The organism is Streptosporangium sp. G12 (genome assembly GCF_052983175.1).
Genome location: NZ_JBRIQO010000053.1, coordinates 14,474 through 36,272 on the forward strand (window position 1 = coordinate 14,474; position 21,799 = coordinate 36,272).

Consider the following 21,799-nt stretch of genomic DNA (forward strand, 5'->3'; position numbering starts at 1 on the left):
CAGATGGCCTGGGTATGCCGCTGCCGTATGGGGCTTCGTGTTCGCCGTTCCGAGCTTCTACTGGGCGATGGGCGGTTTGGCTGGGGCCGCGTCCACAATCTCACCGTCACTGATCAAGCTGGCGCAGGAGCAAAACCCCGGCTTCCTCGCGGTGTTGTGGGTGACCGGCATGCTCAAGGTCGTCGGCGCGCTGCTGGGCCTGGCTCTGGTGCGCCGCCGCGCCTGGGGGCGCGGCATGGATTGCCTCCTGCAGCTGATGGCGTGGGGCGCGGGGGTACTGCTCGTCTGGCATGGAGCACTGTTCGTCGGGCAGGGACTGCTCGTCCAGGCGCACATCATCGAGCTCGCCCCGGAGCTGCTGCCGGTCAGCCGCTGGTACACCTACCTGTGGGGACCGTGGTTCGTGGGCGGCGGGGTCACCTTCATCTTGGCCGCACGTACTCACTTGAGCACGATGGCCGACCGCCGGGGTGCCACGATCACGGGCATGATCGGCGGACTCGGCGCACTGGCCCTGTCCGCCGCGGCCCTGATAGCAGGAATCGGATAACCCGTCCGGGATCGCCCACAGTCCAACTCGGTCCCTACGACCGATCTCCGCTATCGCGCACCAACTTGTAAGGGACGAACAGCGGAAACGGCAGCCGCCAGGGCGGCCGACCACGCGAAAGCGCCCGGGCAGGATGTGGCCTCCGGCCTCCCTACGATGAACCGGTCAGGTGATGATTCGCTTAACAGGAGGCGACGCCTGAGTAAGTTGATTCCGATGTTTCTGTAGGGTGGGTGGCTTCCCATGTGTCGCATGCGCCTGGCTCGCAGTGAAATCGCTCATCCGGGGGCCATGCCGACGCGGATGACGGCGGCGAGGGCGGAGGCCGCCAAAGCGAGGTCGAGGTCGGCCAGGGGATGGATGGGGCCGAGGAACTCGGCGATCGGCCACCGGGACACGGCTCGGGCGGACCAGAGGGCGGCCTCGGCGAGGTGAGCCGGCGTGTGGTTATGGACCTCGCGGCTCGCCACCGGCCATCTCACGGTCAGCAGGGCCTGGATCGATGGCGGCTACCGTCGTAACAACCCGCCGCCTCACCAGAGAAAACCCCCAAAACTGGCGCGGGACCTGAGTATCCAAACCAGACAGAACTCACAGGATCAAACACTCACAAGGCCATTCAACTGGGCGTGGCGCTGTGGTCCTCCCCAAGGATGTCGGCGGCGGAGATGACGATGCGCGGGTCTGGGGTGGCCACGACCTGCTCGTCTTTGCCGGTGTAGTCGAACAGGTTCAGTACATGGCGCATCGCCTCCAAGCGGGCACGTCGTTTGTCGTTGCTCTTGATGACCGTCCAGGGGGAGGCCGCGGTGTCGGTGTGCAGGAACATGTCTTCCTTGGCCATGGTGTAGTCGTTCCACCTGTTCAGCGAGGCCAGGTCGATCGGCGACAGCTTCCAGCGCCGTACCGGGTCGACCTGGCGGATGACGAAGCGGGTGCGCTGCTCGGCGCGTGAGACCGAGAACCAGAGCTTGACCAGGTGCAGGCCCGAGTCGATCAGCATCTGCTCGAAGCGCGGGACCTGCCGCAGAAACTCCAGGTACTGCTCGGTCGTACAGAAGTTCATCACCCGCTCGACGCCGGCGCGGGTATACCAGGAGCGGTCGAACAAGATGATCTCCCCGGCGGCGGGCAGGTGAGCCACATAACGCTGGAAGTACCACTGCGAGCGTTCGCGCTCATTCGGTTTCTCCAGCGCTACGACCGTCGCGCCGCGCGGGTTGAGGTGCTCGGTGAAGCGCTTGATCGTGCCGCCCTTGCCGGCTGCGTCACGGCCCTCGAACAGAACGGCCAGCCGCCTCCCCGACCGCTTGATCCAGTACTGCAGTTTCAGCAACTCGATCTGCAGTAGCCGCTTGTCGCGTTCGTAGTCGGCGCGTGCCACCCGCTCGGGGTAGGGGTAACGTTCGCGCCAGGTGTCGACCGGGCGCCCGTCGGCGCGCACCAGCACCGGGTCCTCGTCCTCGGAGTCGTTCACCCACAACCCAGGGGTGGCGTCGAGCAGATCACAGCCACCATGGGTGAGTAGCGGCCGCTCGGCATGCCGGGCGGTCATTCGGCGAGTCTTACCCGGAGCTGGCATCGGTTTTCCGTACCCCTCTCCCACGCCGGGCCATAGCGACACGCGCGGCACAGCGGTGCCGAGGCGATTGCTCATCTGCCCGGCATCGGCCAACCACTCGCATGTCAACTCGATGTCATGAACGCGGGTCAGATTCAGGGTCGTAGGACGTTCCCCGGATGTCGAGGAGACCCATGTTCCGACGACTCGTCCTCACCGTCATGACCACGCTGGCGGTGCTGGCGGCGGTCGTTCCCCCGGCCGCCGCGCAGCCACCGGCTCCCACCACGGTCGCCCACCGCGGGGCGTCGGCGTACGCGCCGGAGAACACCGTCGCGGCCTTCGAGCTGGCGGACAAGCAGGGCGCCGACATGTTCGAGCTCGACGTCCAGGAGACCAAGGACCACGAGCTGGTCCTGATGCACGACACGACACTGGCCCGTACCACCAACGCCGAGAGACTGTTCCCCGGCCTGGCGCCCTGGAGGGTCGGCGACCTCACCCTCGCGCAGATCCGCAGGCTGGACGCGGGCTCGTGGTTCGACGCGAAGTACAAGGGCGAGCCGGTGCCCACGCTCGGAGAGACCCTGCGCGCGATGAGCGCGAGCCGGCTCGGCCTGCTGCTGGAGATCAAGGCGCCGGGGCTCTACCGGGGCATCGAGACCCGCGTCGCCGACGAGCTGCGACGCCACCCCTCGTGGCTGAGGCCCGGGCGGCTCGTCGTGCAGTCGTTCGACTGGAACTCGATGCGCACGTTCCACCGGGTCATGCCCCGGGTCCCGATCGGCCTGATCGGCACGCCCGCGATCGCCGACCTCCCGGGACTCGCGAGGTTCGCCGACCAGATCAACCCGCCCTACAACGAGCTCACCCCCGAGTACGTCAGGCGCGTCCACCGCCACCGCATGGAGGTCTTCACCTGGACCGTGGACGATCCGGCGATGATGCGGCGCGTGACCTCCTACCGGGTGGACGGCATCATCACCAACAAACCCGACCTGACGCCCTGAGGGGGCGGACCACCCACCCGGCTCCTCGTGACGACGAGCCCTCCGGCCGGGACTCCCCGGAGCCCCGGCCACGGGACGCCGACCGGCGGAAGGGCCGGGGAGATGTCTCCCGGTGTTCACCCCGGCCAGGTGACGACGGTGGCCGCCCTGTTGGAAGCATGAGCCCGCGAGACAGGAAACCACGACACTGGAGCACGCACGGTGACACCGACCAGCCCCGCCGCCGACGCCTCCGGCGGCACCTCCCTGCTGCGCGAGTTCCTCCGGTCCCCGCTGCTGACCGCCACGGTCGCTCCGAGCTCGCGATGGCTCGCCGCGCAGATGGTCGTGCCGATCCCCGAACGCGGAGAGCCGACGATCGTCGAGCTGGGACCGGGAACCGGCGCCTTCACCCGGGTCATCCAGGATCGCCTGGGCGGCAGGGGCCACCATCTGGCCATCGAGCTCAACCCGCGCCTGGCCGGGCTCCTCGGCCGTCGCTTCCCCGGGGTCGAGGTCGTGCACGCCAACGCGGTCGAGCTGCCCCGGTTGATGGCCGAGCGCGGCCTGTCCGCCGACGTCGTGGTCAGCGGCCTGCCCTGGGTCGCGTTCCGGCCGGTGGCGGGCGCCCGACTGCTGCCGCTGGTGGCCGGCTCCCTTTCCCGGGACGGGGTGTTCACCCAGTTCGCCTACCGCTGGACACGATGGGCGCCACCCGCGCGAGAACACCTCCATGATCTTCGCACGACCTTCGAGGAGGTCGTGCTCAGCCGGACGGTGTGGCGCAACCTGCCCCCCGCCCTGGTGTACCTCGCCCGCTGCCCCCGGCAACGGCGCGGAGAGGATGCCGACGAGCCGGTGACCGTTTCGACCTCCGTCTCCCGCCCAGGCCCTTCGCACCACTGGAGAGACGCGAGGCGGTCACAGGCCCAGGACTGAAGCCGCCGAATTGGGCCTGGAGAAACTCGCCCCTGGTGACCATTCAACCGACGTCCTGCTGCGCAATCCATTCCCATCACATGCGGGATATCGGAGCCCGCCTTTCGGTGACTCGCCGAAGCCGTGCAGGTCGGCTGGCCTCCAGTACAGGCATTGCGTTCATGCGAGGACGAACTGAACCGTGCCGGGATTGCTGGAGGCCTCTCGGCCGATGAGGCGGGCCTCGCCTCGAACGTGACGCGCACGTGACAGCCGTTCGCCCGCGCCGCCCGCACCGGTGCGGGCGGCGCTCACCGTCGAAGCCTGTCGGTGGAGATGTGCGCTCTCCGGCTCATCGAATCGATTGGCGAACAACGGGCCCGGCGGCGAGAAGGGTCTCGCCGCCGGGCCTCTCACCGCCGCCGTCGCCGCGAAGGCAGGCGCGGCCAGGTCCGCACGGAGTCCGGACCTTCCGCGTGCCGGCGGGGTCAGCTGCGCAGGGTCCATTTCTGGCTGGTCGTGCCGGTGCAGGACCACAGCTGGACCTTGGTCCCGTTGCCGGTCCCGAAGTTGCTCGCCTCCATGCACTTACCGGACTGCACGCCGGTGACGGTGCCGTCGGCGTTGACGTTCCACTGCTGGTTGGCCTGGCCGTTGCAGTCCCAGATGATCACCTGGGTGCCGTTGGCGGTGCCCTGCCCGTTGGCGTCCAGGCACTTGTTGCCGTACACCTGCAGCTGCTTGCCCGAGGTCTGGGTGAAGCGCTGGTTGGTGCCGGTGCCGCAGTCCCACAGCTGCACCTGGGTGCCGTTGGCGGTGGTCGAGTTCGGCACGTCCAGGCACCGGCCGGACTGACCGCCCACGATCTGGACGCCCTGCTGCGGGTTGCCGCCGGCCGGCGCGTAGCCCGCGGCGGTGATGTTGGCCTGCACGGCGTTCTCGGTGGCCTCCGAAGGATAACCGGAGGTCAACACGCCCTCGAAGAAGGTGCCGCGGCCGGAGACGCTGTTGTCGCCGCCGATGCCGAGCAGGATGGCGCCCTCCTTCTTCATCGGGTGGTAGCCGTTGGGGCGCCGCCCGTCGAAGTAGGTCGTCAGGCCGCCCGACTGCGCGTTGCCGCCCCGGATCGCCCAGTGGTTCGGCTCACCCTTGACGATGGCCGTGACGAAACGGTGGTTGATCGGCGCGAGGTTGTTGTAGCCCGCGTTCACCCCGGAGAACAGCCCCCACTCCAGGTCGGCCATGATCCAGGGACCGGCCCCGGCCCCGTAGCCCCACTGTTTGTTGGCGCCGAAGTAGACGGTCTCCATGATGGCGGGGGCGTCGGCCTGGCCATCCGTCTGCGCGTTGCCGTAGTCGAAGCAGCACCACTGGTTGTAGTGCGTGCCGTCGACGACGGCGTAGATACCCTCGGGCTGGTCGCCGGTCGCCACACCGTTGGTGTTGTTGTTGCGGTAGCCGGTACCGGGTTCGATGCGGACGCCGTAGGCCTTCTGGCCGCCGATGGTGATCGGGGCCGCCTTCGCGTCGGCGAGGTTGTCCCATCCGCCGGGACCGGGACCGGGCCAGTAGCCGGGCGGAGCCTGGGTGAGGCGGTTGTTGCGGCCGGACTGGTCGTAGAGGATGGTGATGAGGCAGGTCGTGCCGGCGCAGAACGAGTCCTGTGCGGCGGCGTTGACGACTCCGCCCGCGCTCAGCACGCCGATGTCGCGGGTGGTGTTGTCCGAGGCGCGCCGCACCTGGTACAGCGGGCCGTTGTAGGCGCCGTACAGCGCCCGGGTGGTGCTGTGCGCGGCCACACACGGTGTCCCGCCCGCGGCGTAGATGTCACACGGGCCGGTGGTGGCGGCCTGGGCACTACCGCCGCCGGTCAGGCAGGCGGCGGCGACCAACGCGCTCGCGCCGGCCGCGAGCGTCCTTCCCAGGTTTGCGAGGGGCATGCTGCCTCCTTGCCTCTTGCCGGACCGCGCCCTTCGGATGCACGGGGTCGTCGTGCGACTTTCCGAGGGCGCGGCCCGTCGAAGAAACGAATTCCTTACAGATCCCGGTGGTCCCCGCCGGTCACCGGGTCAGCTTCTGGCCCATTTCTGGCTGCTCGTGCCGGTACAGGACCACAACTGCACCCTGGTTCCGTTGCCGGTCCCGAAGTTGCTCGCCTCCATGCACTTACCGGACTGCACGCCGGTGACGGTGCCGTCGGCGTTGACGTTCCACTGCTGGTTGGCCTGGCCGTTGCAGTCCCAGATGATCACCTGGGTGCCGTTGGCGGTGCCCTGCCCGTTGGCGTCCAGGCACTTGTTGCCGTACACCTGCAGCTGCTTGCCCGAGGTGTGGGTGAAGCGCTGGTTGGTGCCGGTGCCGCAGTCCCACAGCTGCAGCTGGGTACCGTTGGTGGTGGTCGAGTTCGGCACGTCCAGGCACCGGCCGGCGTTGAGGTTGCGCAACACCGACGTCGACCCGTTGCCGGGGTCGGAGGAGGGCGGCAGCAGCGTGATGGTGTAGGAGTCGTCGATGGCGGTGTGCGGCAGGTTGACCGTCGTGCCGTTGTCGGACAGGGTCACCACGGAGTTCTGGACGGTGACCGGAGCCGTGACGGCTCCGCCGCCGTTGTAGGGGATGCGCTCGGCGACGACCCTCACCTGGTTGTTCTCCACGATGCCGCTCGTGGTGTCCAGGCGCCGCAGGTTGACGGCGATGTTGCCGGTCGTGGTGCCGCCGCCGACCAGGATCTTGGCCGTCCCCGCCGCCTTGGTGGCGAACGCGTCGTACGAGGCGCTGGGGGTGACGGACGCGATCTGGCCGGTCTGCGAGCCGTAGAAGCGGTAGGCCCACCATTCGCCCTTCGGCTGGTACTGGCCCGCCGAGTTGCGGACGAGCAGGTTGCCGAGGTCGTTGTGCAGGTTTCCGCCGCCCGCCCAGTTGGCGCGCAGGCCGTCGGCGCCGGCCCGCTCCAGGCGTGCGATGTACCAGGACCCGTCGGCGGGGTTCTGCTCGTTGGACGCCCCGTACTCGTTGATCTGGTAGGGCCGCGGGTGCGGGATGCCGCGGGAGTTCAACGTGGTGTCGGCCGCCGCCACGTTGGCCACCGGGTCGCCCGGCAGCGAATGCCAGCTGATGATGTCGGGCACCACGTTGTTGGCCTTGACGTAGTCCAGGTACTGGTTCCAGAAGGCGTGGCCGGTGGAGGGCACGCACGCGCAGCTCGGCCCGACGATGAGATGCGCCGGGAACGCGGCCCGGATGCGCTGGTAGGTGCGTCGCCACAGCTCGAAGTACTGGGACTGGGGGCGGTTCCAGAACAGCGTGATGTTGGGCTCGTTCCACAGGTCCCACTGCACCGGGGCACCCGTCGCCCGCACGTCGTTGATCAGGCGGGTGAGGAAGTTGTCGTAGTCCGTCCAGTTGCCGTTGTCACCGGGAAAGCGCGAGATCGGGTAGCCGTCGGCGCCCCACAGGTCGTGGACGAGCAGGATGAACTCCCCGCCCAGTGACCGGGTGCGCAGCAACTGGGCGCGGGTGGCGTTCCACCGGCGGTCGTACTTGCCCGACACCCAGCCACCCGGGCTGTCGAGCTGTGCTCCACCGGCCCGCATGTACCGGAACTTCACGTCGTTGAAGAACTGGTCGGGCGGGCCCGACGCGTTCTCGGTCATGCCGTAGATCCAACCGGAGGCCCGGTAGGTCGGGGTACCGCCGCCGGCGGAGAAGTCGACGGCGATGGACTGGTCCGCGGCCTGGGCCGGCGTGGCGGACGTCACGACGGGGCCCGCGACGAGTACGCCGACGGCGAGAAAGGCTGCGATCGCGCGGCGGCTTCTGCGCCGCCTGCCGGGTGCGATGTCCACCCCTGGCTCCTCGGACGCGCGGGGGCGGGGCCGATGGGCAGGCAGCGATGGTGTGAGACGCCACAGCCGGGCTCGGCGGACGATGTCGCCAACGTTCATCTCGGACTCTCCTCACTCGTGGGTGCTGTGCGCACAGGTGAGTGGAATGGCTTCGTGGGGCTTTGTGGGGGGTGGCGCGAAAACCAGGATGTCCTGCGTTGAGTCGAATCGATTCGATTCGACCGCAGCCTAGATCTCACTGTCAGGGATGTCAATGACATGTGTTACGGAGGTAAACGCATGGTTTCGAGCGCCGTGGCAGGCGTGCGAGCGACCCGGACGGCGTCTGGTGTGAGCGACGGGAGGCTCCGGCAAGAGAGACGAATGGTTCCGTTGACGAAATAGGCCTACCTAAGATCCCGGTGAAGCAAGCTTGTTCGGGGGCCATGCAGCCTTCGCCACAGCGTTGATCTTTTGCCGTCCTCGCCTGGACGCCTATCGTCATCAAGGATCACAATCGCATCATGGCCGGCTCGTCCCTTCCGGTTCTGAAGGTTTCGGTCAGACAAGACCTGTCGCCCTGACCGCACGATGAGTATGAAACTTTCATTCCCCGCATGAGAGCTGCGCCTGCCCGCGGCGCCTGCCCGCGAGACCCGCGCCGGGAAAAGCCCTCCCTTCTGCCTGTCGAAACGCCGAGCCCGTCGCCACCGTCGACCGCGCATGATCATCGCCAGCGGCACGAGCCGTGACGGACGCGGAATACGCCGCCTTGACAGCGCAAGAGCGACTCCTACCCTGAGGTCCTCACGTGATCGAATCGATGCGCCCGCACACCGACAGGAGCCGGCGTGCCCCCAGCACACTGTCGCGGTGCCGACAGAGGGCCCGAGCTCGACCTGGTTCGGCTGTTCGCCGACGCGATCGGACGCGAGCGGCGGGGCTGACCGGAGACGAAAGGCAGATGAGTGAAACGCACGATCAGAGCGGTGCTGGCGGCCGTCGTCCTGTGCCTGGCCTCCGCCGGAGCCCTCGTCGGGCTACCGTCGGCGTCCGCTGCGGCCCTGACCCAGGTGACGAATTTCGGAACCAACCCGACGAACCTCAACATGTACGTCTACGTACCGGACAGCGTCGCGGCACAGCCCGCGCTGCTGGTGCTGATCCACTACTGCGGCGGGTCGGCCGGCGCGATCTTCAACGGCAACGGGCGCGACTACGTGACCGCGGCCGACAGGCACGGGTACGTCATCGTGGTGCCGGAGGCCACCCGCAGCGAGAAATGCTTTGACGTGTCCACCCCCGCCGCGCTGCGGCGTGACGGCGGCGGCGACTCCACCGGTGTCATGGCGATGGTCACCTGGGCGCGACAGCGCTACAACGTGGATCCGGGGCGGATCGTGGTCAGCGGGTTCTCCTCGGGGGCGATGATGACCAACGTGCTGGCCGCTCAGTATCCGGACGTGTTCGCCGCCGGTTCGGCGTTCTCCGGAGTTCCCGCGGGGTGTTTCGCGACCACGAACGGGTCGCTGTGGAACGGCCAGTGCTCGGGCGGGCAAGTGATCAAGACCGCGCAGCAGTGGGGTGACCTCGCCCGCTCGATGTATCCCGGATACACCGGCCGTCAGCCTCGGATGCAACTGTGGCACGGCAGCACGGACACGACGCTCCACTACAACAACTTCGGCGAAGAGATCAAGCAGTGGACGAACCTGCACGGGCTGAGCCAGACCCCGGCGTTCACCGACCGTCCGCAGTCGAACTGGACCCGGACCAGATACGGCGTCACCTCGGCCCAGGCCACGGTGGAGGGGATCAGCATCAGCGGGGTCGGCCACCAGCTGCCGATGAGCGGCCAGCTCGCCTATGCCATCACCTTCCTCGGCCTCGACAGCGGCGGCACTCCTTCTCCCTCGCCTTCGCCCTCGCCTTCTCCGTCGCCCTCGAGCGGCACGAGCAGCGCGCTGAAGGGCGTCGGATCGGGACGCTGCCTGGACGTGAGCGGCGCCTCGCAGGCCAACGGCGCACAGGCACAGATCTGGGACTGCAACGGGCAGCCCAACCAGCGGTGGACCTCGACCGCATCGGGTGAACTGCGGGTGTACGGCGGCAAGTGCCTGGACGTGAACGGAGGCGGGACCGCCGACGGCGCCGCGGTGATCATCTGGGACTGCAACGGCCAGAACAACCAGAAGTGGCGCCTGAACGCCGACAACAGCATCACCGCGGTCGGCAGCGGCAAGTGCCTGGACGTGTCCGGCTACGGCACCGCCAACGGCACCAAGGTGCACATCTGGAGCTGTCACGGCGGCACCAACCAGAAATGGACCCGAGCCTGACACCGTCCGCCCCGATCGAAGCCGCTACAGCGCGGGACTCCTCGATCTGCTCGCGGTGGTACGCGACCCGGTGGCCCGGGGTGTCGTTCTCGTCGACCATCAGGTCGGCGTCTTGAGGCTTGGCCGCTACCACGATCAGGATTGCGATCACGTTCCATGGGGCGCCGTGGATCCACGCCGATCCGCGTGGGACAGTCGGCATCCTCGCGTGGTTCGAACGGCAGGCGGAGGCCGGTCGGCCTCCGCCTGCCGTTCGGGTGCCGCGCCGAGAAGCGCGGCACCCGTCACGGTGGTGGTCAGGTGGTGGCGCCGGTCACCGTCGTGCCGGACTTGGTGAGGTAGTAGGTGATCTGCTTTCCGCCGCCGCCACCGAGCCGGCCCTGGCCCTGGGACGCGGCGAGGAGCCGACGCAGGCCGGGCTCGAACTCGCCACCACCCTCACGATCCGGGAGAGCACGACAAGACCGGTCGACGACCGGCCGACCGGGACGTGACCGCGTCGTCGTACGCGGAATCACAGGGCTCGGCGCCAACGCCCGCGCTGTCCCCGCCATGACTCCACCGCGCCGTACCGCCGCATGGACCCGCCGGCCTCCGCTCCGGTGACCGGCACCGCCCGGGCAGGGATCTGATCATGCGACTTCCGGCCGGGTTCAGAGGGTATCGAATCGATTCTCCTTGAGGAGTCACGATCCGACCAGGAAGAATGCCTTTCCGGTCGAGGAGATCCCAGGCGACCCATTGACGTGCATGCGACATCGTCCTAGGTTCAGTCGAACCGATTCGAACAATCGGTTCGACATCGAGCGGAAACAGGCGTGTGACGCCGGTCAACGGAGGCCGGAACCGTGCGAGCAACGAACTTCACCGTACCCACATCACCTGCCCCCGAAAGGACGGCCGGATCCATGGCGGCACCGAGATCAGCAGGATCGAGCAGGCGCACGCTCGGCGCGGGCCTGGCCCTCCTGGCCGCCGGCTGCCTGGCCGGTTGTTCGACCACCTCCTCCGAGGGCACGGCGGGCACCGCGGCGGCCTCCAGCCAGGCTGCGGGCGGCGGGGCGTACACCATCTGGGACCCTTACCCGCAGTACGACAAGACCTCCGACTGGGTGAAGCTGCTGGACACCTGCGGCTCCCAGGCGGGTGTGACGATCGAACGCACGGGCTACGACACCACCGACCTGACCAACAAGGCGCTGCTCGCCGCGCAGCAGGGCAACGCCCCCGACGTGCTCATCGTCGACAACCCGGTGGTGTCGACGCTCGCCGAGGCCGGCGTGCTGACCACGACCGCGGAGAACAAGCTCGACATCTCGGCGATCTCGCCCAACCTCATCGCGGCCGGGCAGAGCGGCGGCAACACCTACGGCGTCCCGATCGGGGCCAACACCCTGGCGCTCTACTACAACAAGGCGGTGCTCGACAAGGCGGGGGTGGACATCGCCTCGGTCAAGGACTGGGCGTCGCTGACCGCGGCCCTGGAGAAGGTCAAGGCGGCGGGCAAGAAGGGCATCACGTTCTCCGCCATCGGCACCGAAGAGGGCAGCTTCCAGTTCCTGCCCTGGTTCTGGGGTTCGGGCGCGCAGCTCACCAAGCTCGACTCCCCCCAGGGCGTGTCGGCGGTGGCGCTGTGGACCGACTGGCTGAAGAAGGGGCTCGCCCCGAACTCGGTCATCAACAACACCCAGACCACCAGCTGGCAGGAGTTCGCCACCGGCGACTACGCCTTCGCCGAGAACGGCACCTGGCAACTGGCCAACGCCAAGGAGGCCGGCTTCGAGTACGGCATCATCCCGGTGCCGGCCAAGGACGGCGGAACCGCCGCGGCGCCCACCGGCGGCGAGTTCGTCAGCGTCCCCGTCCAGCAGGACACGGCGCGCTACGCCACCTCCCAGAAGCTGGTGACGTGCCTGACCAGCACCGACAACTCCTTCGCCACGGCGACGGCGCTGTCGTACATCGCGCCCACCGACCAGGTCCAGGCCCGGCAGAGCACCGAGAATCCCGAGCTCGCGGTGTGGGTGGAGGCGGTCAAGGCGGCCAAGGGCCGTACCAGCGACGACCTCGGCACCAAGTACCCGAAGATCTCCGAACCGATGTGGGGCGCGGTGCAGGCGGCGCTGAGCGGGGCCAAGAACCCCGAGCAGGCGATGACCGACGCGCAGACCGCGGCGGCGAGCGCGATCCAGTAGGCCCGGACCATGAGTCGAATCGCCCAGGCACCCACCCGGCGTCCGGCCCCTGCCGGCGGTGGCCCCGTCCCGAACGGATCGGGCCGCCGGAAAGCGGCCCGATGGAGGTCGGATCGGTGGGTGGCATGGGGCTTCCTGGTACCGATCACCGTCTATCTACTGGTGTTCTACGCCTACCCGCTGTTCCGCAACGTGGAGCTGAGCCTGCGCGACTACACGGTGCGCTCGTTCGTCCAGGGCGACGCGCCCTTCACCGGGTTCGCCAACTACGTCGAGGTGCTCAAGGACGCCACGTTCGGGCCCGCGCTGTGGCAGACCGTGGTGTTCACGGTGGTGTCGCTGGCCTTCCAGTTCGCCGTCGGACTCGCCCTGGCCCTGTTCTTCGTCAGGAACTTCCCGCTGTCGGCGACGTTGCGCGCCCTGTTCCTGGTGCCGTGGCTGCTCCCGCTGATCGTGTCGTCCTCGACCTGGGCCTGGATGCTCAACAGCGACTCCGGTGTGGTCAACGCGGTGCTCGGCGCGTTCGGAGTCGGCCCGGTCAACTGGCTGACCTCGCCGGACTGGTCGCTGTGGTCGGTGATCGCCGCCAACATCTGGATCGGTGTCCCGTTCAACCTGGTGATCCTCTACTCCGGCCTCCAGTCGATCAGCCCGTCCGTCTACGAGGCCGCCGCCCTGGACGGCGCGTCGGGCTGGCAGCGGTTCTGGAGCGTGACCTTCCCCCTGCTGCGACCCGTCTCGGCGATCACGCTGCTGCTCGGGCTGGTCTACACGCTGAAGGTGTTCGACATCATCTGGATCATGACCAAGGGCGGGCCGAGCGGCTCCTCCACGACCCTGTCCACCTGGTCCTACCGGCTGGGTTTCGGGAACCTGGTGCCGTCCTTCGGCCCGGGAGCCGCGGTCGGGAACATCCTGATCGCGATGGCGCTGGTCTTCGGGCTTCTCTACATCCGCCTCCAGCGAAGGCAGGACCTCTCATGAGCACCCCGCGCCGCTGGTGGAAGACCGTGATCGGGCTCGCGCTGACCGGCGTGATGCTGTTCCCGGTCTACTGGATGATCAACGTGTCGTTCACCCGGGACCGCGACATGCGCAGGAGCCCGCCGTCGTGGTTCCCCGTACACGGAACCCTGGACGGCTACCGCGCGGTCCTCGACCAGCAGCTTCCCTACCTGGGCATCAGCCTGGTGGTCGGGCTGGGGACGGTGCTGCTGACCCTGGCGGTCGCGGCCCCGGCGGCGTACTCGCTGGCCAAGCTGCGCCCGCGCGGCGGCAGGGCCCTGAGCTTCGTGCTGCTGATCGCGCAGATGATCCCCGGCATCATCATGGCGATGGGCTTCTACGCCATGTTCCTCAACCTCGGCGTGCTCAACACGCTCCCCGGGCTGATCGTGGCCGACTCCACCCTCGCCGTCCCCTTCGCGGTGCTCATCCTCACCGCGTTCATGTCGGGCATCCCGCACGAACTCCTCCAGGCCGCCCGCGTGGACGGCGCCGGAGCCGTACGGGCCTTCTGGTCGATCGTCCTGCCCGTCAGCCGCAACGCGATCATCACGGTGTCGCTGTTCGCGTTCCTGTGGGCGTGGTCGGACTTCATCTTCGCCAGCACGCTCGACAGCGGAGGAGACCACCAGCCGATCACCCTGGGCATCTACCACTACATCGGCAACAACAACCAGCAGTGGAACGCGATCATGGCCACCGCCGTCGTCGCGTCGATACCCGCGGTCGTTCTCCTCGTCATCGCACAGCGCTACGTCACCGCCGGCGTGACCTCGGGCGCCGTCAAGGACTGACCGGGTCACCCTCCCACCGAAAGGATCGTCACTTCATGACCGCCGCCACAGGCCCGGTGTTCTCCCTGCGGGAAATCCCGTTCAGCTTCCGCGGGTCCTGGTTCGGCTTCTCACCGGTCATCGGCGAGAACACCTACGCCCAGGACGTCCACCTGGTCTCCCACCAGACCGGCATGCACCCGATCCTGCGGCTGGTCCCCACCGCCGGCAGCGTCGTCACCGCCACCCCGCACCGGCTCACCTGGGACTGCGACCCCGGGCGGATCGACCTCGCCTACGAGAACACCGACACCGTGCGGGTGCGCGGACGCGGAGTCGACCTGCGACTGCTGGCCGCCGACCCGGTCCTGACGCCGTTCAGCGGCCCCTACTTCTTCCAGGACCCCCGGGACGGGTCCGCGGTCTTCACCGTCTACCAGACCGGGCGCCGCTACCGCGTCACGCTCCTGGCCGGGCGGATCAGCGAACACCTGGGCGCGCAGGAGCTCGGCACCACCGAGCGGGGCGTCGTGGTCACCGGGGACGGGGACACGTGGGAGATCGCCGTCGAGGAGTTCGAGACCGCCCGCGCCCCGTACACGAGCGAGCACGACTTCGAGCAGGTGGCCGGCGCGGCCCGGCGCGACTACGAGGAGTACCTCGGCACCGTGGCACCCTGGCGGGACGACCGGACACCCGCCGCCGAACTCGCCGTCTACGTGCTGTGGTCGGCCACCGTACGCGCGACGGGGTTCGTCACCCGTCCGGCGGTGCTGATGTCCAAGCACTGGATGGACAAGGTGTGGAGCTGGGACCACTGCTTCAACGCGATCGCCCTCGCCGAGGGTCTGCCCTCGCTGGCGTGGGACCAGTTCCGGCTGCCCTTCGACCACCAGGAGGCCACCGGCGCGCTGCCCGACTCGATCACCCACTCCGAGATCCTGTACAACTTCGTCAAGCCGCCCATCCACGGCTGGGTCCTGCGGCATCTCCCGCCGGTGTCGGGAGAGGAACGAGCCGACGTCTACCGCCTGCTGGAACGGTGGACCACCTTCTGGCTCACCGCCCGGCGCGTGCCCGGACACGAACTGGCCCACTACCAGCACGGCAACGACAGCGGATGGGACAACGCGACCACGTTCGCGCCCGAACGCGTCGTCGAGACGGCCGACCTGGCGTCGTTCCTGATCCTCCAGATGCGCACGCTCGCCCGCCTGGCCGGCGAACTCTCCCTGCCCGGCGAGGCGGCCCGCTGGTCGCAGGCGGCCGACCGGATGGCCGAGGCGATGCTCGCCCGGCTGTGGCGCGGCGACCGGTTCGTCACCCGGAGCGCGGGCTCGGAGGAGACCTGGACCAGCAGCAGCCTGCTCGACCTCATGCCGATCGTGCTGGGCGAGGAACTGCCCCAGCACGTCCAGACGGCCCTGGCCTCCCGGATCAAGACCCACCTGACCGAATACGGACTCGCCACCGAACTGCCGACCTCACCGCATTACCAGGACGACGGCTACTGGCGCGGCCCGATCTGGGCCCCTTCGACGGTCCTGATCGAGGACGGCCTCCGCCGGGCCGGCCAGACCGTCCTCGCCGACGAGGTCAGCTCCCGGTTCCGCGCCCTGTGCGAGAAGTCGGGATTCGCGGAGAACTTCGACGCCCGCACCGGGACGGGGCTGCGCGATCGCGCCTACACCTGGACGGCCAGCGCGTATCTCATCCTGGCCGCCGCCCACATCCGCCGGGCGCCGTGAACCACATGCACCCGCCCGGCCGCGGCGGCCGCTCCCGTCCGGCGGGGACGCCCCCTGGAGCCGGTCGCCGAGGGGGCGGACCGGCTCCAGGGTCGCGTCACATCGTGGTCATCCCCGGGTCCACTTCTGGTTGGTGCCGCCGTGGCAGCTCCAGATGTGCACCTTGGTGCCGTTGGCGGTGCCGTAGCCGGACACGTCCAGGCACTTGCCGCTGCCGACCGCGGTGATGCTGTTGTCGGCGTTCAGGCGCCACTTCTGGTTGTTCTGGCCGTTGCAGTCCCAGATGATCACCGCGGCGCCGTCGGCGGTCCCGCCTCCGTTCACGTCCAGGCACTTGTTGCCGTACACCCGCAGCTCACCCGATGCGGTCGAGGTCCACTGCTGGTTGGGCCGCCCGTTGCAGTCCCAGATGTTCACCGCGGCGCCGTTGGCCTGCGAGGCGCCGGAGACGTCCAGGCACCGGCCCGACGCCACGCCCCGCAACGCGCTCGTGTTGGCGGTCGGGGTGGGGGTCGGAGTCGGGGTCGGGGTCGGGGTCACGCCGCCCAGTTCCTTGATGCGGATGTTGCGGTACGCCACCACGTCGGGGGACCCGTGATTCTGGATGCCGATGTAGCCCTGCTGCAGCGAGCGGGCCGGGTCGGTGTTGGTGAAGTCGTTGATCTTCGTGCCGTTCAGGAACACCTGCAGCCGCTCACCCTCCACCAGCAGCTCGTAGGTGTTCCACTGGCCCGGCGGGTTCAGCGCCGCGTCGCGTGCGGCGATGTCCGCCGCCTTGAACCCGTAGACCGCCCCGGTCGTCTTGTCCGCGCTGTCGGTCGCGTCGATCTGCACCTCGTGCCCGGTGTTGAGCGCCGTGTTCGGGTCGGTGGTGGCCGGGAACCCGACGATCACCCCGGAGTTGGAGTCGCCGTTCAGCCTCCAGTCGAGCTTGAGCGAGTACGACCCGAACTCCTTGGCGTTGTACCAGAGCATGCCCATGCCGCCCTGGGAGGTCAGCGTGGCGGAGCTGTTGGTGAACGACCCCGGCCCGGCCTGCGACCAGCCCGTCGTCGACCCGTTGTACAACGTCGTGTAGCCGGTCTCCGGACGGCAGTCGGCGTTGGTCGCCTTGGCCGCGTACCGGATCCCGCCCAGCAGCAGCGTGCGGAAGTTCGAGTCCGCGTACGACGCCTGGGTGTGCCCCAGGCCGGTGTAGAACGAGCGGCCGGACGCCATCGGACGGCACCAGGTGATCGGGTGGTCGCCCATGCCGCCGCCGCTGTAGGTGCTCTCGTCCAGGTTCTGCAGGACCCGCACGTTCGGGCGGGGGTTGCTCCGGAAGCTGTACCACTCGTCGGTCCGCGTCCAGGTCGTCCCCAGGTGAGCGGTCGCGGCGTGCGCCCGGTCCTCGTTGCGCACGGTGGCCTGCTGGATCGCCGGGTGGCTGTTGAACCAGGCGCCCACCAGCTGCCCGTAGTACGGCCAGTTGTACTCGGTGTCGGCGGCCGAGTGCACGCCCACGTAACCGCCGCCGCCGTCCACGTACGACTGGAAGGCGGACTGCTGGCTGTCGTTCAGCACGTCACCGGTGGTGTTGAGGAACACCACCGCCTTGTACCGGGAGAGGTTGGACGTGCTGAAGGCGCCGGCGTCCTCGGTGGCGGTGACGGTGAAGTCGTTGGCGGCCCCCAGGTCGCGGATGGTCTGGATCCCGACGGGGATCGCGTCGTGCCGGAACCCGGCCGTCTTGGAGAAGACCAGCACCTCGAAGGCGGCGGCCTGGGCGGGAAGCGCGGAGATCACGGTCGTGGCGGCGGCGGCGCTGAGCGCCAGCGCGGCCACCGACAGGCGTCGCAGCACGGAGGTCCTCCGGCCGCCACCCCCGTTGCGCCCGAGCGCGGCGGGGATCAGATGTCGAAGCATGGGTGTCCTTCCGTCGTGGCGCCCGGCGCGGCCCTTCCGGCGATGAGCCGGGCCGCTCCGGGCGCCACATCGATGACGTGCTCGTGGTGTGGTCGAGGTCGCGTGCTGTGGCGGATCGCCTCAGACGCGGGTCCACTTCTGGTTGTTGGCGCCCAGGCAGGTCCAGATGTACACCCTGGTGCCGTTGGCGGTGCCGCTGCCGGACACGTCCAGGCACTTGCCGCTGCCGACCGCGGTGATGGTGCCGTCGGAGTTGAAGCGCCACTTCTGGTTGTTCTGGCCGTTGCAGTCCCAGATGAGCACCGCGGTGCCGTCGGCGGTCCCGGCCCCGCTCACATCCAGGCACTTGTTGCCGTAGACCCGCAGCTCACCCGAGCTGTTGGAGGTCCACCGCTGGTTGGCCTGCCCGTTGCAGTCCCAGATGTTCACCGTGGCGCCGTTGGCCTGCGAGGCGCCGGAGACGTCCAGGCACCGGTTCGACCCCACTCCCCGCAACGCGCTCGTGTCACCGGAAGGCGTCGGCGTCGGCGACGGTGTCGGCGACGTGCCGGTGCCGAAGGTGAAGGCGTCCAGGTCGAACAGGTAGCCCTGGCCGGTCGCGCCGCGGAAGACGAGGTACAGCGTCGTGGCGCCGGACGGCGCGCCGCCGAGGTTCGCCGAGACGTCGGCAAAGGTCTCCCAGCTACCGGTGCTCGTGACGTTCACCGTTCCCAGCAGCGTGCCCGTGGCCGAGCCCGCCCGGACCTCGATCCGGCCGCCCACGCCCGCCGAGGACACCCGCGCGGTGAACCTGTTGGCGTTGCTCAGGTTGTACGGCGTGAAGGAGATCCAGTCGCCGTCGTCGACGAAGCCCACGGTCTTGCCGCCCTCGGCGCTGGCGTGGTCGGCCGTCTGCACGCCCTGCTGGGCGCCGAAGTGCTCGCCCTGCCGGTGCCGTGGCTGCAGCGTCCGGCTGCTGGTGGAGGTGAGGCCGCCCGCGTCGGTGTAGGAGGCCACGAAGACGCCGTAGATGTTCGCCGCGGTGTCGTGCTCGCCGTCGACCGGCACCGCGATGGAGCCGCTGCAGCCGGTCTTGGAGGTGATCTCGTGGGCATGGCTGTCATGGCCGAGCGAGTAGGTCACCGTCACTCTCGAACAGTCGATCGTGCCGTCCTCCGGATCGCTCACGGTGACCTGGAACGGCACCGTGTCACCGAAGGAGAACAGCTGGCCGTTGCCGGGGGTCGTGAGCGTCACGGCCGGGGCCGTGTTGCCGACGGACACGGCGACGCTCGCGCCTCCGGGCAGCCCCTGCGGGTCGCGGACGGTGAGCGTGGCGGTGTACGAGCCGTTGGTGGAGTAGGTCTTGGTCGGGTTGGCGGCGGTGGAGGTGGTGCCGTCGCCGAAGTTCCACGAGTACGACAGCGCGCCGCCCTCAGGGTCGGAACTGCCCGCCGAGGAGAAGTTCACCGTCAGCGGGGCCGGTCCCGAGGTCTTGTCGGCCGAGGCCTTGGCGATCGGGTTGCGGTTGGCGGCCTGGCCGATGTACTCGATCCGGTAGAGCGCCTGGTTGTTGCTTCCGGTGCCGTAGTCCAGCACGTACAACGCCCCGTCGGGGCCGAAGGCCATGTCCATCACCTGCGTGCCCGACCAGGGGAACGCGGAGATCTCCCCGTAGCCGCCGTCGCTCCTCACCTCGATGGCCTTGATCCAGCGGCGGCCGTACTCGCCGGCGAAGAACCGTCCGTCGAGAACCTGGGGGAACTTGACGCTGGAGTTCAGGTTCGCGTCGAACCGGTAGACCGGGCCGCCCATCGGCGACTCCGAGCCGCTGCCGAACTCCGGCGGCGAGCCGGAGTCACCGGCGTACTTGATCCACGCCGGCTTGGCCGGGGGCAGCGTGGTCAGGCCGGTGTTGCGGAAGGAGTTGTTGGTCGGGCCCCCCGCGCAGTTGTACTTCGGGCCGGTGCTGTTGGAGGCGAAGTTCCACTCGTTGTAGGTCTCGTTGGTGGTGTTGGAACCCGTGCAGTACGGCCAGCCGTAGTTGCCGGCGGCGGTGATGCGGTTGAACTCCACCTGCCCGCTCGGTCCCCGGCTGGAGTTGGTCGACCCCGAGTCCGGCCCGTAGTCGCCCAGGTAGACGACGCCGGTCGCCTTGTCGACGCTCATCCGGAACGGGTTGCGGAGACCCATCGCGTAGATCTCCGGCCGCGTCCTCGCCGTCCCCTGCGCGAACAGGTTGCCGCTGGGGATCGTGTAGGTGCCGTCCGCCTGCGGCTTGATCCGCAGGAGCTTGCCGCGCAGGTCGTTGGTGTTGCCGGCCGAGCGCTGGGCGTCGTACTGGGGATTGCGGTTGGTCCGCTCGTCCAGCGGGGAGTAGCCGGCCGACTCGAAGGGGTTGGTGTCGTCGCCGGTGGTCAGGTACAGGTTGCCCTGCGCGTCGAAGTCGAGGTCACCGCCCGCGTGACAGCACTGGCCGCGGTCGTTGGCGACCCGCAGGACCACCTTCTCGCTGGCCGTGTCGAGCGTCTCATCCGATTTGAGGGTGAACCGCGACAGGTAGAACTCGCCCTTCCACTGGTCGAACTGCGCCTGGGTGCCGGTGGCCGGGGCGTCGCCGGTCGGCGTGCTCAGCCGTGGGGAGTAGTACAGCCAGACGTGCCGGTTCGTGGCGAAGTTCGGGTCGACCGCCACCCCCTGGAGGCCCTCCTCGTCGTGGGCGTAGACGTTGAGCCTGGCGGCCACCTTCGTGTTGCCGTTGACGTCGGTCACGCGCAACGTGCCGTCGCGGGCCGTGTGGAGGACCGATCGGTTCGGCAGCACGGCCAGTGACATCGCCTCGCCCAGTTCGCCGCCGCCCGTCGCGAGCGGCACCTGCTGGTAGTCGGACGCCGGGATGTTCAGCGCGAGCGCCTGGGATTGCGCACCCGCCCCACCGGCGCCGGATGACGACGCGTGCAGGGCGGGGGTGGCCGCGAGGGTGGAGGTGACCGGGGCGACGAGGGTGAACGCCGCGGCCAGCGCCGCGGAGATGATACCGGTCAGGACCGGTCTGCGCCCCTTGGCGGGCGAAGGTGGTTGCACAGTGGTTCCTTCGGGGGTGGGGGGTGGGTCAGGTCACGCCCTCCTCAGGTGGGTGACACCCTCCCGAGGAGGAGACCGTCGTCGAACGGGGAGGTGTACGACGACGGCTGTGCGGATCCGGCTACGAGGGCGGCCGGATCATGCCGCTCCGCGGCATGACGACCGTGACGGGTGGGCCGGTGGAGGCGATCTCCTGGTCATCACGACGCCGACGGGGACGGCCACGCCGGATCGGGGCCGACCTCGTCCGCGGAACTCGTCCGCGGAGCTCGTTCGATCGGGCACGTGCTTCTCCCAGGATGGCGTGCCTCGCCGGTGACACCACGAAAGAGGGCGTGGTGCGGCAAGGCGGTGGATGTCGACATGGCCGACCACGACATGGAGGGCCGCGAAGCGCCTCCACGTCCCGCTCGGGTGATCCGGCCAGGGAGGTACCGGAAGGAGCACCCGGGACCTCACTACCAATTACGTTCCGACCGCTTATGCCCGTCAAGGCCTTAAGCCTACTTATTTCACAATATGCACACCGAGATTCTGGCCGCGGTGAGCCGCTTTTCGCTTTCACCTGCGACGATGTCCGCCATGTTGCCGTCCGCACCGAAACCTCCCGCATGAAACGTTCATATGTGTCGTACTGATCCGGAACCGCCTGATCCGCCGTGAAGACGACCTCGACGACCACCGCGGCGAGATCCGGCGGCGGCGAGGCCTGCTCCCCCTGCGCCAACCCCGGCACAGGCGCTGGATCTCCGCCTTGGCGCCGACGTCGACGACCGGCCCGGAGTGGGCCGCGCGGAGCTCCTTTCCTCCACGGGCGACGGGCCCGCCCCGCGGTCGGGGGCGGGCCCGGCCCGGCTCAGTACTGGCGGGTGGGCAGGGCTTCCTTGGCCTGCTCCTGGGTGAAGGTGGTCTCCTCGGTCACCACCCGA

Annotated in this window: 15 protein-coding genes; 8 read left to right on the forward strand and 7 right to left on the reverse strand. The window is 68.8% G+C overall.

The window, feature by feature from the left end; genetic code table 11:
* The first annotated feature begins 37 nt into the window (after window positions 1-37).
* On the forward strand, window positions 38-550 hold the full coding sequence (locus tag ACVCAG_RS44410) for a DUF3995 domain-containing protein (protein ID WP_440088464.1): 513 nt from the start codon (window positions 38-40) through the stop codon (window positions 548-550).
* Between the two features lie 278 nt (window positions 551-828).
* On the opposite strand, the gene ACVCAG_RS44415 is transcribed toward ACVCAG_RS44410, so the two are convergent.
* Window positions 829-1,032, reverse strand: coding sequence for a hypothetical protein (locus ACVCAG_RS44415; protein WP_440088462.1), 204 nt, complete (start codon window positions 1,030-1,032; stop codon window positions 829-831).
* 137 nt (window positions 1,033-1,169) lie between these two features.
* Window positions 1,170-2,027: a polyphosphate kinase 2 gene (ppk2, locus tag ACVCAG_RS44420; protein ID WP_447191585.1), complete on the reverse strand. Its 858-nt coding sequence runs from the start codon at window positions 2,025-2,027 to the stop codon at window positions 1,170-1,172.
* Between the two features lie 278 nt (window positions 2,028-2,305).
* Here ppk2 and ACVCAG_RS44425 point away from each other — a divergent pair, with 278 nt between their 5' ends.
* Both ACVCAG_RS44425 and ACVCAG_RS44430 read left to right on the forward strand, forming a co-directional pair.
* Complete coding sequence (locus tag ACVCAG_RS44425; RefSeq protein ID WP_440088458.1) at window positions 2,306-3,121, forward strand: glycerophosphodiester phosphodiesterase family protein; 816 nt, start codon at window positions 2,306-2,308, stop codon at window positions 3,119-3,121.
* 201 nt (window positions 3,122-3,322) lie between these two features.
* Window positions 3,323-4,039 (forward strand): class I SAM-dependent methyltransferase, encoded by a 717-nt coding sequence (locus ACVCAG_RS44430; RefSeq protein ID WP_440088456.1) that lies wholly within the window; start codon window positions 3,323-3,325, stop codon window positions 4,037-4,039.
* Window positions 4,040-4,506: 467 nt separating this feature from the next.
* On the opposite strand, the gene ACVCAG_RS44435 is transcribed toward ACVCAG_RS44430, so the two are convergent.
* Complete coding sequence (locus ACVCAG_RS44435; RefSeq protein WP_440088454.1) at window positions 4,507-5,958, reverse strand: arabinofuranosidase catalytic domain-containing protein; 1,452 nt, start codon at window positions 5,956-5,958, stop codon at window positions 4,507-4,509.
* Between the two features lie 129 nt (window positions 5,959-6,087).
* Window positions 6,088-7,863: a ricin-type beta-trefoil lectin domain protein gene (locus tag ACVCAG_RS44440; RefSeq protein WP_440088452.1), complete on the reverse strand. Its 1,776-nt coding sequence runs from the start codon at window positions 7,861-7,863 to the stop codon at window positions 6,088-6,090.
* A gap of 947 nt (window positions 7,864-8,810) precedes the next feature.
* Here ACVCAG_RS44440 and ACVCAG_RS44445 point away from each other — a divergent pair.
* Window positions 8,811-10,181 (forward strand): extracellular catalytic domain type 1 short-chain-length polyhydroxyalkanoate depolymerase, encoded by a 1,371-nt coding sequence (locus tag ACVCAG_RS44445; protein WP_440088450.1) that lies wholly within the window; start codon window positions 8,811-8,813, stop codon window positions 10,179-10,181.
* A 296-nt stretch (window positions 10,182-10,477) separates the two neighbouring features.
* On the opposite strand, the gene ACVCAG_RS44450 is transcribed toward ACVCAG_RS44445, so the two are convergent.
* A complete protein-coding gene (locus ACVCAG_RS44450) occupies window positions 10,478-10,699 on the reverse strand; it encodes a hypothetical protein (protein WP_447191586.1) in 222 nt (73 codons plus the stop codon).
* A 390-nt stretch (window positions 10,700-11,089) separates the two neighbouring features.
* Between ACVCAG_RS44450 and ACVCAG_RS44455 the strand changes: the two genes are divergently transcribed.
* The 4 genes from ACVCAG_RS44455 to ACVCAG_RS44470 all read left to right on the forward strand — a co-directional run bounded on the left by ACVCAG_RS44455 (window position 11,090) and on the right by ACVCAG_RS44470 (window position 15,902).
* Window positions 11,090-12,376 carry an extracellular solute-binding protein gene (locus ACVCAG_RS44455; protein WP_440088448.1) on the forward strand — a complete coding sequence of 429 codons (1,287 nt, stop codon included), beginning with the start codon at window positions 11,090-11,092 and terminating at the stop codon, window positions 12,374-12,376.
* Window positions 12,377-12,496: 120 nt separating this feature from the next.
* Window positions 12,497-13,360, forward strand: coding sequence for an ABC transporter permease subunit (locus ACVCAG_RS44460; protein ID WP_440088446.1), 864 nt, complete (start codon window positions 12,497-12,499; stop codon window positions 13,358-13,360).
* A complete protein-coding gene (locus ACVCAG_RS44465; protein WP_440088444.1) occupies window positions 13,357-14,175 on the forward strand; it encodes an ABC transporter permease subunit in 819 nt (272 codons plus the stop codon). Before ACVCAG_RS44460 ends, ACVCAG_RS44465 begins: the two co-directional genes overlap by 4 nt.
* Before the next feature lie 35 nt (window positions 14,176-14,210).
* Window positions 14,211-15,902, forward strand: coding sequence for an amylo-alpha-1,6-glucosidase (locus ACVCAG_RS44470; RefSeq protein WP_440088442.1), 1,692 nt, complete (start codon window positions 14,211-14,213; stop codon window positions 15,900-15,902).
* Window positions 15,903-16,010: 108 nt separating this feature from the next.
* Here ACVCAG_RS44470 and ACVCAG_RS44475 read toward each other — a convergent pair whose 3' ends face one another.
* Complete coding sequence (locus tag ACVCAG_RS44475) at window positions 16,011-17,807, reverse strand: lectin (protein ID WP_440088440.1); 1,797 nt, start codon at window positions 17,805-17,807, stop codon at window positions 16,011-16,013.
* A gap of 120 nt (window positions 17,808-17,927) precedes the next feature.
* Entirely contained in the window at window positions 17,928-20,870 is a 2,943-nt protein-coding gene (locus ACVCAG_RS44480) for a lectin (protein ID WP_440088438.1), read from the reverse strand.
* Window positions 20,871-21,799 lie beyond the last annotated feature (929 nt).